Below are 15,704 nucleotides of genomic sequence, written 5' to 3'. Positions count from 1 at the left end.
CTCTGGAATGTCCAGAATCCGCTGTGAGAGAATATGGGTGCGCTCCCCTGAAACCTGTTTGTACACACTTCCAGAATTTCAGCTCTGGGAGCGCTTTTTGTCCGCCTATTCAGGTGCAAGTTCTGAGGTCTTCTCTGCGCTCGTAGAAGCGCAAATTCGTTCCGTTCAGACCAAAACTCTGGCGTCACTCAAGCTCCGCGTCGTTCTGGCTGTACTCGCGCACAACCTCGCTAGGCCCTAAACGGCGTTATAACATTGAAATAATTTAGAGGAGTACAACACCTACCTATGGCGAATGCAATCACAGCAATTCAGGACGGCTACGCCTATCAGGCCCGAGTGTTCTGGTTGCTCGCCCTTAAACTCTTCGACCCTGAGACCCTCGTAGCACGTGTCGGGTTCGAGGATGGACGTATCAAGTCCTTCGACGATGTCGTGGTTGAGTACGCGCAGCCCGTCCCAGACGATATTGGCGGCCTAACGGAGACCGACTTTGTTCAACTCAAATTTCACCGCAACTCGGCCACGGCTATTACCGTCGCCAGTCTCACCGACCCAAGGTTTATAGGTGCACAGAGCGAGTCGCTTCTTCAGAAGCTGCAGCGCGCCGTAACCACGCGCGGCGGCAACCCACATTGCCGCTTCATCCTACGTCAGCACTGGGGAATTGACTCAGGTGACACCCTGGCTGAGCTGTATGACAACAGCACCGGGGCACTGCGCTTAAATGTGCTGTTCACTGGTTCGGGTGACCGAAGCAGAATGGGGCAGGTCCGCAAGGCCTGGCGTGACCACCTCCAAGTGGATGAAGATGAGTTGCGTCAGGTACTGCAGCGCCTTCGATTTGCCCATGACACTGACACCCTTACGGACTTACGAGAGCGCCTCAATGAGCAATTTCGCCTCTACGGACTCAAATCGATCCCGCCGTCTGAACGTGTGTTCCCGTACGACGACTTCATCTGGCGTCTCTTCAGAGAGCGCCCAGACGGGCTCATGTTCACCCGAGAGGACCTAAGCGACGAACTCGCCCGGGAAGGATTGCTCCTGTCACCCCCTAAATCTACCGTACGGAATGGGTCCTCTAGACGTGCGCTTTCGCCTGTACTGGTGGAGCGCGTAGCCGCGTGGGCCGAGCGAGTAGACGGGATTCATGAACATCTGAATCGAGGTGTAGCCGGGTCTGATCGACTGGCTCCTTTAGTGGAGGCGGTTAACGCCAGGTATCTCCGTGTGTCTTTATCGAGGGGTGTCCCTTTGCAAGAGCGTGGAGAGGTTGAGGAGCTGATTACATCCCTGCGCAGCCGCAATATACCGGCAGCTCGACTGCTAACCGGTGTGGCCGGACTTGGGAAAAGCTGTGTGAGCGCCTTGGTGGTGGAGCGAGCGCAGGCTCTGGGGTGGATAACCCTGGCCTTCCGTCTAGATGACGTGTCACCGACAAACACAACCGCGCAGCTGGGTGTAAACCTTGGGCTTCCAACATCGCCTGTCACGGTGCTTGCACAACTCGCTGACGGGCGCGAAAGCCTGCTGGTCATTGATCAACTGGATGCGGTGAGCCAGGCTTCCGGTCGTCAACCCCAGTTCTTCGAGGTGGTTCGCGATCTCCTTGAAGAGGCCAAGCGGCATCCAGAGATGCGCGTCTTGCTAGCGTGCCGCGAGTTCGATCTCAGGAACGACGACCGCTTCCAGCAGCTGCTTCGAGGGAAATCACCGCAAGCCGAGAAAGTGGCACTCTCTCTGTTGTCAGTCGAGCAGGTGCGAGCGACACTCATCAGAGCGGAATTCGATCCGAAATGGCTGACAGCCCATCAGCTAGAGATCCTTCGCACACCCCTACACCTGACGTTGTTGCTAGAAGGCTGGTCCAGCGCGACGGACACACAGATCCTAGTCTTCCAGACGGTAAATGATCTGTACCGCCTATACACCCAGCGAAAGGAAGCGCTACTGAGGCAGAAGGTCCCAAACTTCCGGCTGGCTCGGGCCCTCGCCACTCTGGTCGAGCACATGAATCGCGAGATGACGCTCTCTGTACCGGAGGCGCTCACTGATCTCCTCCCATTGAGGAATGAGCTGCTCTCCGAAGGCGTGCTCCGGCTGGAGAATGGCCGGATCGCTTTCTTCCACGAGGGCTACTTTGATTACTTATACGCCCGCCAGTTCATTACCGCTGGTCGGGGACTGGTAGACGTGCTGAACTCGTCGGAACAGCATCTGTTTCGACGGGCCCAGGTACGCCAGGTCCTAACCCTGCTCCGTGAGCAGGATCGGCGCGAGTACTTAGTCACGGTTCGGGAATTACTCACGGATGGGCGTGTGCGCTTTCATCTCAAGGAACTCACTTACGGTCTGCTGTGGCAGTGGCCCGATCCGTGGGAGGAGGAATGGCAACTCATCGCAGAAGGCTTGGAGAGCTCCGACCCAGCAGTGGCGGAGTTCAGTGCCCTGAGCGTCCGGATCCCGACCATTGCCCGGTTCCTCCTCGCCCAGAACATCCTTACAGCGTGGTTCGATGGGCCGGAAGGACGCATGCGTGACCTGGCAGAGGATGCCCTGAATGCCCTGCTCCAAAGTGAAACGGAAGCTTTTGTGGAGTTCGTCCGTCCCCGACTTGAGGGTGGCGCGGACACGCCCCAGCGCGTGAGCAGCATAATCGGCTGGCACCTAAAAGAGAAATCGAGGTCATTTTTCGAACTTCTACTGGATCTCCACGCCCGAGGCGTACTGGAGGAACATCGCTTCTGGGTAATGCTGCACGAGGTGTCAAAGGATCATCCTGACTGGGCCGTCGAGGGAGTCATCGTCGTCTTACGGCAGTTGAGCAGCACCCCCATACCCGATGACCTTGACGAGCACTTCGGCCGCGTGGAGCACCTGTTTAACGACGAGTGGCTTGCCAACGAGACCCTGACCCGCTGCGCCGAGGCAGTACCTGAACGGTTCTTGTCCGCTGTCCTCCCCGAAATGCTGGCCCTTGCCACGAAGTACTCCTACGCTTCCCACCTCGGGGACCGCTTTCGGGATGACAGAATCTGGCGTTACCGTCTGGACTTCGGCCTGAATCACAGCAGCGATGAACTGTTGAGTAATATCATCAACGCCTTGGGGAAGCTTAGTACAGAGGACTTCCGGCACTACGCGGTCACCTTGGAAGCCAGCCCACTGGAAATAGCCCAATATCTCCTACTGCGTGGATACATTGATCACGCCGAGGCTTGTGCAGACGAGGCCATTTGCTCGCTGATTCGCGAGCCCGAACGTCTTCAGATCAGCGAGCACGGCTCCTCCACTAAGCTTAGCCGGCGGCTGATCCAGGCTGTGAGTTCCCATGCATCAGCTGCAGCCCTCCAGGCACTTGAGCAGATACTGATGCACTACACAACGCGCTGGGAGAAATCTAAGGAGGGCTTCAGATTAAGGGGGCTGTCCGAGTACCGGCTGCTCACGGGAATCGTTCCTGAGGTTCGCTCCAAAGCGGTGCAGCGCCGTGTGGCCGAACTGACCAGAAAGTTTCCCGAAGAGCATCCAGAGCGTCCCCGCCTGACGCACTGGAGCGGGATAGTGCAGTCCCCTCTTCCCAGTCAGGCGATGGCCCGCATGAGTGACGAGGCCTGGATCTCCGCCATGCACAAATATAACGACGATGGGATCTGGTCACACAAACACACCCAGACCGGGGAAATCTTGGGCGGGGCACAGCAGCTTGCCCAAGCCTTGGGTGCCCAAGCCAAGAGTGATCCAGTCCGCTATCTCAATCTGGGGATGAAGATGCCCCTGAACGTGAACGCCACGTATTTCGAACACTTGGTTATTGATCTACGTGGCCTGGACGCCGACCCCAATCTGATTCTCGCGTTCGCGCAACGCTGTCACTCCCTGCCGGGTGATCCTTGCAGCCGGTGGATGCCCGATCTGTTTGGTGAACGTCCTGAAGTCGATTGGCCAGCGGCCGCACTTCAGATCGTAGCCGACTGCGCTCAAGCTAAGGATCCCGTTGAGGATACCTGGGATACAAGAGACGGCTTACGGGATCCCCATACTCAGGGCATTAATTCCACGCGGGGCCAGGCGGCTGAGGCGATTGGGCAGCTTCTCTTCGAGAAGCCTGAGCGGTTAGAGTTCTTCCGGTCCGTTATCGAGAATCTGGTGCATGACCCGGTCGCCGCCGTTCGCGCCTGCGCCGTCCTGCCATTGCTGGCGGTTTTCAACCAAGATGCCCAACTAGCGGTGGCCTGGTTCATTCAACTAGCTGAGACGCGGGAGGAAGTGCTCGGTACCCACTACGCCATCGAGTTTATCCGCTATGCCTCCCTCAGACATTTTAATCAGATGATGCCACTTATCGAACGGCTGTCGAGTTCCCCAAAAGACGACCTGGCCCGCGCAGGTGCAACCCTGGCCTGTCTTGCGGCTTTCAACCATTCTGAAGCACAGTCCCTCGCCAATCAGTGTCTAACCGGAACGGTTCCTCAACGCTTAGGGTGCGCGGCGGTATACCGCAGTAATGTCAACGATTCGAAGTGCAGGGAGGCGTGCTGGAGGGGATTGAGTGTCCTCTTCCAGGATGAGGATGCCAGCGTACGGGAGGAGGCGGCGAGGTTCTCAGAACAGCTCTCCGAGGAGGATTTTGCAGAGCATCGCGAGCTGATTCGCGCCTTCTTGGCCAGCCCTGCTTTCAAGGAGCAGCCCCTGCAGATGTTGCGTAAGCTCGAAACATCCGCCTTACGGCTCCCCAGCACCCTGCTGGAACCGGCAGAGGCATATATGCTTGGTACGGATGCACCTAAATTCGGGGGCGGATCGAGGGACGCGTTCTATGTCCACGAGTTCGGACAACTCTTGATACGTCTCTACACCCAGCACTTTAACCGCGGTATCCACGACGATGTTCTTCCGCGTTGCCTGAACCTCTTCGACCAGATGGCTCGCTGGCGAATCGGCGAGTATTTCGACGCCATGCGCGAGCTTGAGCGTTAGGAGATAAGGTGGAGAGACCTCACACGGCGTACTGAATGTGGGGTCACATGAGAGTTCGTGCGAAAAATTACCTTAGCGGATTGGATCACATTTTCAATAGTAGGGCTATTGCAGAAACGAACGTTTCTGCAACACTTTTATCCCTCCGATGAAATCACCCTTCCGGCCTTGCAAAAACCCCTTGCAGAATAAAAATCAAATGCAACAGGTTTGTGCAATGGAACTTGAAGTGGGCACTACCAGACTGCACGCTCAAAGCGTTCGATCGCCTCTTCCAGTGAGAGCTGTCCCTGGGCCACCGCCAGGGTCAGGTCGAACAGTTCCTGTTGACTCAGGCGCAACCGAAGGTCATGCAGGGCCAGCCACACCAGGGCACAGCTCAGTGAAGTTCTCTTGTTCGCATCGACGAAGGCGTGGGCACGTGACAGGTAATAAAGGTAGGCCGCCGCCTGGGCAGGCACTGTCGATACCGCCGTTGCCCAAACAGTTCCTGAAGCGGTTGCGCCAGTGCACTTTCCAGTAACCCTGGGTCTCGCAAACCGGGCGAGCCGCCATAGCGCTCGATCTGAGCGTCATGCAGCGCCTCCACTTCTTCCCGACTTAAGCCTTCAAGCATCGGCCAATTGGCGGAAAAGGTCATCGTACTCACTCAGCACCTGGTCACGCGCCTGAGCAAAACGCTGCTGACGAGCCAGGGTCTCAGGACGCGATGCGTCCTGGGCCGGCGTGATGATAATGGCATTCCCCTGAATCTCGATCTGCACTTCGCTGCCGATGCCCGTCAGCTCTTTCATGTCTTTGGTGATGACCAGGGCCTCGCTGTTCCCAATTCGAGAAAGGGTCTTTCGCCTACCCTATTCTAACGGTGTTCGTACCAAGAGGCACCGTGTGATTTTGCTTCTCCGTTTGTGCAAGGCTTTCCCATGCTTATCGGCTATGCTCGCGTCTCCAAAGGTGACCAGGACTCCGCACTCCAGCTCAAGGCCTTGGAAGCCGCCGGAGTCACCCGCATTTTCAAAGAACAGGCCAGCGGTGGCCGCTGGGATAGGCCGGAGTTACACAAGGCCCTGGAACATCTCCGCGAAGGAGATGTGCTGGTGGTCTGGAAACTGGACCGACTCAGCCGCAGTCTCAAGGACCTGCTGACCTTGCTGGAGGACATCGAAGGACGGGGAGCAGGCTTCCGCAGCCTGACCGAGAACATCGATACGACCACGCCAGCTGGACGGATGATGATGCAGATGGTCGGCAGCTTCGCAGAGTTCGAGCGGGCGATGATTCGTGAACGCACCAGGGCTGGCCTGGAACAGGCCAAAGCCGCAGGCCGGGTGGGGGGCCGCCGACCCAAGCTGACTCCAGCTCAGCAAGAAGAAATCCGTGAAGCGGTTCGGTCAGGCAGAAAGACCGCTGCTGACTGCGCCAGGCTCTTCGGAGTCAGTCAGGCGACGGTGTCACGCATTCTGGCTGCGAGTTGAATCCGGTGCTGAGCACTTCACCCATCAAGTGCTGCACTTCTCTACCTGACTCCAACGCGGTTTGCCATAATGCTGTTAAACTTCCTCTGTCTCTGCACCTATGAAGGAGCACTCCAGCCATGTTTAACATTCTGCAGAGGTTCAAAAGACGGCCTGTTTTTACACTACCGGATCCCCCTCCTAAGATGGTGGTCCCAGATGTAACTCCGGAGTCTCAGTAGGTGACAACTTCTCAGAACTTGCACCTGAATAGGCGGACAAAAAGCGCTCCCAGAGCTGAAATTCTGGAAGTGTGTACAAACAGGTTTCAGGGGAGCGCACCCATATTCTCTCACATCGGATTCTGGACATTCCAGAGACGCTGTACCAACGGCGAAGCCTGGAGGCTTCGCTGCACCTTTTCCACAGTCCAGGTCAGAAGACCAACTTCAGCCAGGCTGAGGGAGTCAGTCCCAGTGCACTGAGTCGCTTCTTCAACGTCTATGACTGGGATTCAGACCGCTGCTGGGAAGAGATGCAGGACTTCCAGTGGCGCATCCTGCTGGATACAGCTCGTCACAAACGTAGACCTCGTCTGCGGCTCAGCGTGGATCTGACCACGGTGGAAAAGGTGGGAATTCAGCTGCCCTACGTCAGCGTCTACAACGGCAGGCACGGCATCCATCTGGTGGTCTTGTTCGCCGAATATGGGGAACTTCAGTTCCCCATTTCTTACCGGATCTACCAGGGCAAGCACACCAGCACCCCGGTCACGCTGGCCCTCGACTTGCTGGAAGAGGTGCCAGACTTCGTGGGGAAACGCTTTCAGGTCTGCGTACTGGCGGACAGCGGATTCGAATCCGCTGTCTTTCTGGACGGTGTGCAGCGTCTCGGTTTCGAGTTCGTGGTGGGTGTGCGGAGCAACCGGCGCACAGACCATCCTGGACAGGTGACAGTGGCGGATTGTCCGCACGGAGGGTATGTCAACCTCGCCAACTGGCCTCTGGAAACGCTGACCCTGGGGAGAATAGACCGTGGGGACCGCGAATTCTTCGCGGTGTCGTCTGAGCTGTTAGAGGGGAAGGACATCCTTGCTGAAGGAAAACGGCGCTGGGCACTGGAGTCGTTTTTCAAAGAAGGGAAGCATCAGTTTGGGTTGGCGCAGTTCGCGCTGCGAACTGCCAGGGGTCTGGACCGCTGGATTTTGATGGTCTTCCTGGCCTTCACCCTAACCATGCTGTACCGCTCTGAGGACATGACCCTGAAAGAGGCGGCACGCCTGGCCCTCTACACCCTGTTCCCCGTAGTCAGGCTCAACCATCTTCTGAGTCAGCTCCAAAAAGAACGAGAATTTCTTCTCCAGCACGGCTATTCGCTCAGCTATGCAAGGTGCAAGTTATGAGTATTGGCAACAGTGGTCTTTACTGGCTGTTCTCGATCATCGTTCAAGAGCTGCACAGATTATGACTTTGCCGTCTTCTTGCGACCCCTGCTCTTCGTCTTGGTTTGACTCTCTAAGGTGGGCACCAGATCCTGATATAGCTCTAGTAGCCGTGCTACACACTGAACTTCAGTGGCGCCTGCTTTCAATCCATAGAGAGCTTCCACAGCCTTATCGAGCTGGTTGTGGGCTTTTCGGAGTTCAGCGGGCATCAGGTTGGGGTCGTACATTTGGGCCAGCGTGCTGCCCGATGCCTTCTCGCGGGCCTTCAGAACCGCCTGTGCCGCTGCTTCGACGGCCTGCACCTGCTTGGGCTTGAGGGTGCTACGGTCCGGCCAAGGAAAGGTGTTGTAGCTGAGGTCTTTGCTGTAGCGGTAGTCGGACTTCATCCGTCCACTGACCAGCCTCATCCAGGCCATGTGCAGCCTGCTTTGAATGATGCCGAATAGGAAGAGGTCGGCGTTAGGCACCATGAACAGCAGGTCATTGACCACAGTGCCGGAATCAAGAAACCCGACGGGGATGTACTCGCGGCGTTCACTGCTGACTTTGGGAACTACTATTGATAACGGCGTAAGTATGCGCTGCTAAACTCTAGGGACCGTGGAATGGCAACCGAACCAATATTCTCGTGCCCAACTTGAGGAGCGGCGTCTGGCTGCTACCGAGTGGCTGCAGCAAGGCAGCCACACACACCGCGAAATTGCTGCTCACTTCGGCGTCTCCGTGCTCACGGTGACTTCTTGGAGTGCTCGGCTCAGAAAGAAGGGAAGCTTGCAAGCGACGGTCAGCTCTGGTCGTCCTGCTCGGCTGACTGAGTCTCAGCACGACCAGCTTCGCACCCTCCTGCGGGAGGGTGCTCTGCAGCATGGGTTTCCTGACGAAACTTGGACGACAAAACGCGTGGCAGAGCTGATCGGGCGGCACTTCGAGGTGTGGTACCACCATGATCACGTCCGTAAAATCCTACGAAAGTTGGGGTTCAGCCCACAGATGCCAGATGGGCGGGCTGCTGAGCGGAACGAACTTCGGATTGCATCCTGGCGGGAACAGGTGCTCCCGGAGTTGGAAAAAAAAGGTCGCTGGGGGAGCCACAATCATCTATCTGGATGAGGTCGGATTCTCGTTGAAAGGCGTGCGAAGGCGAACGTGGTCACCCAGGGGCGTCACGCCCCTGGTCACGCTCAGAGCGAACTGGGAGAACTCAGAACTTGCACCTGAATAGGCGGACAAAAAGCGCTCCCAGAGCTGAAATTCTGGAAGTGTGAATCAACCGGTTTCAGGGGAGCGCGTCCGTATTTTCGCACAGCAGGTTCTGGATATTCCAGAGACGCTGTACCAACGGCGAAGCCTGGAGGCTTCGCTGCACCTTTTCCACAGTCCAGGTCAGAAGACCAACTTCAGCCAGGCAGAGGGAGTCAGTCCCAGTGCACTGAGTCGCTTCTTCAACGTCTATGACTGGGATTCAGACCGCTGCTGGGAAGAGATGCAGGACTTCCAGTGGCGCATCCTGCTGGATACAGCTCGTCACAAACGTAGACCTCGAATGCGGCTCAGCGTGGATCTGACCACGGTGGAAAAGGTGGGAACTCAGCTGCCCTATGTCAGTGTCTACAACGGTAGGCACGGCATCCATCTGGTGGTCCTGTTCGCCGAATATGGGGAACTGAAGTTCCCCATTTCTTACCGGGTCTACCAGGGCAAGCACACCAGCACCCCGGTCACTCTGGCGCTCGACCTACTGGAAGAGGTGCCGGACTTCATCAAGAAACGTTTCCGGGTACGTGTCCTAGCGGACAGTGGATTCGAATCCGCTGTCTTTCTGGACGGTGTGCAGCGCCTGGGTTTCGAGTTCGTGGTGGGTGTGCGGAGCAACCGACGCACAGACCATCCTGGACAGGTGACGGTTGCGGACTGTCCGCATGGGGGGTACGTCAACCTCGCCAACTGGCCTCTGGAAACGCTGACCCTGGGGAGGATGGACCGTGGGGACCGTGAATTCTTCGCGGTGTCGTCTGAACTGCTGGAGGGGGACGAGATCGTTGCTGAGGGTGCGCATCGCTGGGGGGTGGAATCCTTCTTTAAGGAAGGTGTAAGCACCAGTTTGGGTTGGCGCAGTTCGCGCTGCGAACTGCCAGGGGTCTGGACCGCTGGATTCTGATGGTCTTCCTGGCCTTCACCCTAACCATGCTGTACCGCTCTGAGGACATGACCCTGAAAGAGGCAGCCCGCTTGGCCCTACATACCCTCTTCCCCGAAGTCAGGCTGAACCACCTGCTGAGCCAAATTCAAAAAGAGCAAGAATTCCTCCACCAGCACGGCTATTCGCTCAGCTATGCAAGGTGCAACTTATGAGGAGAAGCTTTCGACGATTGGGGCGATCACTTCAGATGGACGATTCTTCCAGCACACAACATCCGGAGCGATCCGCAGTGGAGAAGTCATCCGATTCTTTGGGCACATCCTGCGCCAAGTTCAGGGGAACATCGTCGTGGTGCTGGACAATGCGAGAATTCATCACGCGAAAGTGACCCAGGCGTTCGTGGGTTCCCACGAACGCCTCTCTCTGATCTTTCTGCCTCCGTATGCTCCAGAGTTGAACCCGATCGAGTTGGTGTGGGCCTACGTCAAGCGCAATGTGTTGGGGAACTTTTGTGCCCACTCCATCAGAGCGCTGAAAAAGAGGCTTGTCACCGCCTGGCAGCGGGTCCGCTATATTCACCTGCCCCGTCAGCTTATGGACGCCAACTTACGCCGCTATCAATAGATAGCGTTCTGGCAGCTTTCTGTCCCTGAACAAGGCAGGAGTCTGCGCGAATTTCTGCGTGCTGGGTGCAACACTGGCCAACCGCCACTGCTTCGTCTTCTCAATGCGCTCCCTGACTTTGGGTAGCTTTGCCAATTCCGCAGGCTGGGCATCTACCAGCCACAGGCAATACCGCGTGGCCCCGTTCAGGAAGTCTTGCGCGTCCAGTAGGGGTTTAATGAACTTCTGCGCAGCAGGTTCGGCTTCCAGCAGTTCTGCTTTCTCCTGCTCGGTCAGCAGCAGGTTTCCACCGTCCAGCGGCATGTTGCCGAAGTGAATAGGCGGCACGCCTGCGCGTAGGGGCTTCTGGGCCTTCCTGACCACCACCGAAGGGCCGTCCGTCAGGTAGGGAGTGATGTTGGTCGCCTGCACCTCCAGCGGGGCCGCTGTGGGCGAAGCATAGGTAAACAGGCGGCGCTGGGCAGAAGTCAGCTGGGCGGTGGGCTGGAACTGGACAATGACACAGTGAACGGCAGCCTGACCAGGTGCATCGTTACTCCACTTGAAGGTCTTATGGGCTGCCGTGATGGTCTGCCCGTAGCCTTCCAGCACATTGCCCCACAGCGGGGCCACCTGCTCACCCTGGGTGACGCTGTTGGTGCTGACCAGGGCAGTGGCCGTCATCAGGTTCGGGTACTCGCGGGTGATGGTCTGCATGACCTTGGCGGCCTTGACGTACCAGGCGGCCACATAGTCCAGCACTCCAGCGTCCTTAACTCCACCGAACTCGCGGACCACCTGAGCACGCTGTTCCCCCGACATCTTCTTCCCTCCCACAAAGGGCGGGTTGCCAACGATGTAGAGGTGGGAGAGCAGGCCCAGGTCTTCATTCAAGTTGAGATGCTGAAGCCAGTCGGTTTCCAGCGCGTCCCCGTGCCGGATGTGCGCGGCCTGGGTCAGTGGCAGGTTCACGAAGTTCTGGCCGAGCTTGCGGCTGGCCTCGATGTTGGCCTGGTGGTCGGTCAGCCACATGGCGACACGGGCAATCTGAGCCGGGAACTCGTCGTACTCGATGCCGTAGAACTGGCCCACGTTCACTTTCAACAGCAGGTTGATGTCGGTCACCGCTTGTAGACCACCACTGCGGTCAGTCAGCAGGCGGGACAGAGCTTCCAACTCCAGGCGGCGCAGTTCACGGTAGGCCAGAATCAGGAAGTTGCCGCTGCCACAGGCTGGGTCGAGGACACGGATACCGGGTAACTTGCTCAGAAAGCTCTGTAGCTTGGCCTTGTTCTGGCCTGCTGCGGTCAGTTCGGCGTGAAGGTCGTCGAGGAACAGTGGCCCCAGGGCCTTCAGGATGTTGGCTTCACTGGTGTAGTGCGCTCCGAGGTTGCGGCGCTCGGTTGCGTCCATGACGGCCTGGAACATGCTGCCGAAGATGGCCGGACTGACAGCTCCCCAGTCCAGCACGCAGGCTTCCAGCAACATTTCCCGCATCTTGGGGCTGAAGTCGGCCAGGTCAATACGTTCGCTGAACAGCTCGCCATTGACATAGGGGAAAGCGTTCAACCAGTCGGGCAAAGCAGCTTGCCGTTTGTCCCTTGGGGTATCCAGTACCTGAAACAGGCGGCCCAACACGCTGCCGGTGTCCTCGCCGTCGCTGCGGGTATGGTCGGCCAGTAGGTCGTAGAACAGCCCACGCTCGTCCCACAAGCCGGTGTCATCCCCAAACAGCAGAAACAGCAGCCTGACCAGCAGCAATTCGAGGTGGTGGCCTGTGTAGCCGCTGTCTTCAAGCAGGTTGTGAAGCTTACCCATCTGCTGGGCCGCTTTGACGTTCACGGGGTCGGCTTCCCGTTGGTGGCGCAGCTGCTTACCTATCAGGAAGGCAAAACGCTCAACCTCGCGGGGAAAGTCTTCCAGTGCGAACTGGTGGGCTTCACCCGTAGCCACTTCCTGCAAGCGGATTTGCCCAAAGTCACTGACCGCCACCCACTGCGGGCGCTCGTGCTCTTCGAGCACCTGGACATAGTCAATGGCCTGCTGAGTGGCTTCGTCCAGGTCGCGCCCCTTGGACTTGTGCTCAGCCATGAACAGGCCTGGCCACAGCAGGTCAATGCGCCCACGCCCGGAACCTTTCTGAAGACCGGCCACCTTTTTCTCAAAGGCAGCCACCCGGCGGCGATCAATCCCATAGACCATCAAAAACTCATTCCAGAACGTCTGGGCCTCGGCATTTTCTTTGACGGCATCCTGCCAGCGGTCAGCAAACTGCGCGGCACGGGTGCGGATTTCGTTCCAGGTGAGCATGTTAGATCACTCTAACGGGCCTGAAACGCCCTTGACGTTCAGTCTGCAAGCGGGCCTTATTGGTCGCCTCTTATTGAGCTGCTATTAGGATCAAGAATAAAGGCAACTCGATGCAACACACTGTCCCACACGGCAAAAAGCCGTATGTTGCACTGGGCAAGGCGGCAGGACGTGTTTAGTCATTCACAGGCGCTGGAAGCGTTAGCAGTGGAGCTGAAGACAAGTTGTCAGGTCAAAGCTAGGCGGCTGGCGGTGGACCTCCAACGCGGTGGTGGCCCGCCAGCTTGAGGCGGTCATATAGCCCTGCGCCCACCAGTTCCGACACCACGACGGCGGCGGCTTTCTTCGCGGGGTAGGTTTTCAAATCTTGCAAAACACGCGCCAGCACGGCGCTGATGTCCTCGCTCACGTCCTGGCCCTGGTCGCGCAAGCGCAACATCTGCCACAGCAGCCAGCACCAGAAGCGCTGGTTCCCCGTGTCCCCGAAAGCAGCCGCCAGTTGGCGGGCACACTCACTAACAGCGGCGCCGCGCTCGGCCTTCGGTAGCCCAGTGAGGGCCGGCACTGCGTAAACCGTGTCCAGGCCGCCGAAAAACGCTATTGCATCAGTCAGTGTAACGCCAGGGGAACCCTGTAAAAACGGGGCTAACGCCCATGCCAACAGGGTTTTTTCGCTCACTACAGCCTTTTCCGCTTCTTGTGACTGTTGCAGTTGGAAAAGTTGGCCCTGGGACAGCAGTTCTGCTTCTTCGGCCTTACCCAACCTGACCCGTTCCAGCTCGGCCCAGGCGGTGCGGCCCGCTCTAGCGTCCGCATCGAGGTCACGCCAGCGCACGCCGACTAGGTCGTCGTGGCGTACCCGCACCCGCTCGCGGGTTCCGGCCAGGACTTCGTGCGGACGGAGGGACAGCGCCCAGACCTTGCCGGTCACAGCGGTCTGGCCGCGCAGGGTGCCGTAGTGGTCGCGCTGGTGCAGTACCCCGGCCTTTTCGAGTGGGCGCAGGTTGCGCCAGACCGTCGAACGGTTCACTTCCAGATGGGCGGCGATGAGGTCGAGCGGCAAGTGGAAGGAAACCTGAGTGGCGTGCTGCTCGTGCAGCCCGCGCTGCCGCAGCACGGTGAGACCGATGCGGAACAGCAGCCGATAAATCCGGCGGGCGGTGGCCGGGCACTCGGCGGTGTCTAGGCACTCGGTCAGGGTGTCCAGTGGATTCATCTGCAGGACGCCATCATTGGTGCGGGGTATAGGGACAGGTGGCGCGGCCACGTCAGCCACACGAGGCAAAGGCAGGAGAGGCTCAGCTAATGTCTCGGTCCCTTTAAGAGCCGCCGGAATCATCGCTAAGAATTTCTTGGTCGTCGCTTCCGTTCGCTGTTGCTGGATCTCGGGGTCTATTGGGAACAGACCAGCCTGCCGCACACGGAGAGTCATAAACTGCTCCAGCAGGGCACATTGGCCACGAGGAAGAGACGAAGAAGGGGGACACGCGCTGAACGACCTGGACGGCACTCCACAGTCACTTGGACTCCTACGCAGCTCGGCTGGTTGTTGACCAGCACACACAGCCCGCGTACACTGTGTGTAGAGACGCCCGCCGCTCTCTGACAGAACAGCAAGCTTAACTTGCTTAACTTGTTAAGGATTCCAATCCCCCTTCCGCATCGGTCGCCAAACTTCAGCGGTTGGGGGGTTCCCTATTGGTATCTCGCCAATTCGGGTTGAAGGAATTGTAGCACTGTACGTGTTGGTCAGTGCAAGGGGGAGATCTAAGGGCGTGGGCATACCTATGCTCCCGTCAGAGAAGGGTGGCTTGTCAAGTGGCCGAAGAACAAGGACGTTCAGAACGGCGAGTACCCGTCTCCCGGTCTGGTAGCAGCCATACTTAAGTGTCAATCAACGAAGAGGGCCGACTGCTGATGGCAGCAGTCGGCCCTCTTCATTCGAACTTCAGGGAACCTGCCCGACTTGACTGCACACCTCTCGTCATACAGGGCAGCCGTCTTTCCCCTACAGAAAAACTCCTGGATTAACCCCGAAATAGTCGCCCAGGGTGCGGGCATGGGCTACTGTGAAGGACCGCTTGCCATGGATCAGGTTGCTGATGTTGCCCTGTGGGATGCCCGTCGCTTCGGAAAGAGCTTGCTGGGTGACGCCTCGCTCCTGAATCAGCAGACGCAGTTGCATCTCCGGGGCGGCAGGAGGGACGTGCTGGGCCGCCTCCTGGTAGGCGGTGACACGGTGAATCAATCCTTCAACCAGATCGGCCAGTGGATGAGTCTCATCTTCTCCGACTTCTTTGAGGAGGGCATCCAGGGCCATGATGGCCCGGTCATAGCTCTCTTCATCGGTAATGGGGGCAATAGCGTCATGCGCCAGGACGTGCAAACGCTGCCAGGTCACAGTCAGTTCTGAAATGTCTAAGGTCATAAGGTCTCCCAGTCCAGATCGTCATATTGCTGATGGGTGCCTACGAACTTCACAAAAAAGGTGCGGAAGCGGCCTGCGAAGTTGGGACTGACAATCAGCCGATATTTATTGCCACCAATGTTGAATACGATGAACCCACTGACCCAATCGGCACTTCCATAATCAGCTCGGACGTCAGCAAAATTATGGTAGGTAGCGTCATGAACGTGATTGAGCTCATAAGTTGCACCTTGCATAGCTGAGCGAATAGCCGTGCTGGCGCAGGAATTCTTGCTCCTTTTGAATTTGGCTCAGCAGGTGGTTCAGCCTGACTCCTGGCAACAAGGTGTAGAGGGCCAGGCG

The 15,704-nt window shown here is 57.8% G+C and carries 11 protein-coding genes and 3 pseudogenes; 7 read left to right on the top strand and 7 right to left on the bottom strand.

The window, feature by feature from the left end; genetic code table 11:
- Positions 1-127: 127 nt before the first annotated feature.
- Both OCI36_RS13140 and OCI36_RS13135 read left to right on the top strand, forming a co-directional pair.
- Positions 128-241 (top strand): annotated as a pseudogene (locus tag OCI36_RS13140) (IS982 family transposase); the annotation flags it as partial.
- Between the two features lie 47 nt (positions 242-288).
- The gene (locus tag OCI36_RS13135) at positions 289-4,983 is read left to right on the top strand and encodes a hypothetical protein (protein ID WP_261665530.1); all 4,695 of its coding nucleotides are present in this window, start codon (positions 289-291) and stop codon (positions 4,981-4,983) included.
- 236 nt (positions 4,984-5,219) lie between these two features.
- Here the strand turns inward: OCI36_RS13135 and OCI36_RS13130 are convergent, their stop codons facing one another.
- Positions 5,220-5,444: a type II toxin-antitoxin system death-on-curing family toxin gene (locus OCI36_RS13130; RefSeq protein WP_261665523.1), complete on the bottom strand. Its 225-nt coding sequence runs from the start codon at positions 5,442-5,444 to the stop codon at positions 5,220-5,222.
- Positions 5,445-5,591: 147 nt separating this feature from the next.
- On the bottom strand, positions 5,592-5,777 hold the full coding sequence (locus OCI36_RS13125) for a MazF family transcriptional regulator (protein ID WP_261665522.1): 186 nt from the start codon (positions 5,775-5,777) through the stop codon (positions 5,592-5,594).
- A gap of 129 nt (positions 5,778-5,906) precedes the next feature.
- On the opposite strand from OCI36_RS13125, the gene OCI36_RS13120 reads away from it, so the two are divergent.
- Both OCI36_RS13120 and OCI36_RS13115 read left to right on the top strand, forming a co-directional pair.
- Positions 5,907-6,458 (top strand): recombinase family protein, encoded by a 552-nt coding sequence (locus OCI36_RS13120; RefSeq protein WP_261665521.1) that lies wholly within the window; start codon positions 5,907-5,909, stop codon positions 6,456-6,458.
- 292 nt (positions 6,459-6,750) lie between these two features.
- Entirely contained in the window at positions 6,751-7,839 is a 1,089-nt protein-coding gene (locus OCI36_RS13115) for a transposase (RefSeq protein WP_261665520.1), read from the top strand.
- A 59-nt stretch (positions 7,840-7,898) separates the two neighbouring features.
- Here the strand turns inward: OCI36_RS13115 and OCI36_RS13110 are convergent, their stop codons facing one another.
- The gene (locus OCI36_RS13110; protein WP_315941288.1) at positions 7,899-8,441 is read right to left on the bottom strand and encodes a type IIL restriction-modification enzyme MmeI; all 543 of its coding nucleotides are present in this window, start codon (positions 8,439-8,441) and stop codon (positions 7,899-7,901) included.
- A 40-nt stretch (positions 8,442-8,481) separates the two neighbouring features.
- Between OCI36_RS13110 and OCI36_RS13105 the strand changes: the two genes are divergently transcribed.
- From OCI36_RS13105 to OCI36_RS13095, 3 genes and pseudogenes are all read left to right on the top strand, one after another.
- On the top strand, positions 8,482-8,991 hold the full coding sequence (locus OCI36_RS13105) for a transposase (RefSeq protein ID WP_261665528.1): 510 nt from the start codon (positions 8,482-8,484) through the stop codon (positions 8,989-8,991).
- Positions 8,992-9,142: 151 nt separating this feature from the next.
- A pseudogene (locus OCI36_RS13100) lies at positions 9,143-10,233 on the top strand (transposase).
- A 1-nt stretch (position 10,234) separates the two neighbouring features.
- Positions 10,235-10,645: pseudogene (locus OCI36_RS13095) on the top strand (IS630 family transposase); the annotation flags it as partial.
- On the opposite strand, the gene OCI36_RS13090 reads toward OCI36_RS13095, so the two are convergent.
- From OCI36_RS13090 to OCI36_RS13075, 4 genes are all read right to left on the bottom strand, one after another.
- Positions 10,628-12,934, bottom strand: coding sequence for a DNA methyltransferase (locus tag OCI36_RS13090; protein ID WP_261665527.1), 2,307 nt, complete (start codon positions 12,932-12,934; stop codon positions 10,628-10,630). The pseudogene OCI36_RS13095 and the gene OCI36_RS13090 overlap by 18 nt on opposite strands.
- Positions 12,935-13,172: 238 nt before the next feature.
- On the bottom strand, positions 13,173-14,219 hold the full coding sequence (locus tag OCI36_RS13085) for a hypothetical protein (protein WP_261665526.1): 1,047 nt from the start codon (positions 14,217-14,219) through the stop codon (positions 13,173-13,175).
- A gap of 723 nt (positions 14,220-14,942) precedes the next feature.
- Positions 14,943-15,362 carry a type II toxin-antitoxin system HigA family antitoxin gene (locus tag OCI36_RS13080; protein ID WP_261665525.1) on the bottom strand — a complete coding sequence of 140 codons (420 nt, stop codon included), beginning with the start codon at positions 15,360-15,362 and terminating at the stop codon, positions 14,943-14,945.
- Positions 15,359-15,598 (bottom strand): type II toxin-antitoxin system HigB family toxin, encoded by a 240-nt coding sequence (locus OCI36_RS13075; RefSeq protein WP_261665524.1) that lies wholly within the window; start codon positions 15,596-15,598, stop codon positions 15,359-15,361. Before OCI36_RS13075 ends, OCI36_RS13080 begins: the two co-directional genes overlap by 4 nt.
- Positions 15,599-15,704 lie beyond the last annotated feature (106 nt).

The organism is Deinococcus sp. Marseille-Q6407 (genome assembly GCF_946848805.1).
GTDB lineage: Bacteria > Deinococcota > Deinococci > Deinococcales > Deinococcaceae > Deinococcus.
The sequence above is the reverse complement of the archived record's forward strand: the minus strand, read 5'-3'. Positions and strand labels throughout refer to the sequence as shown.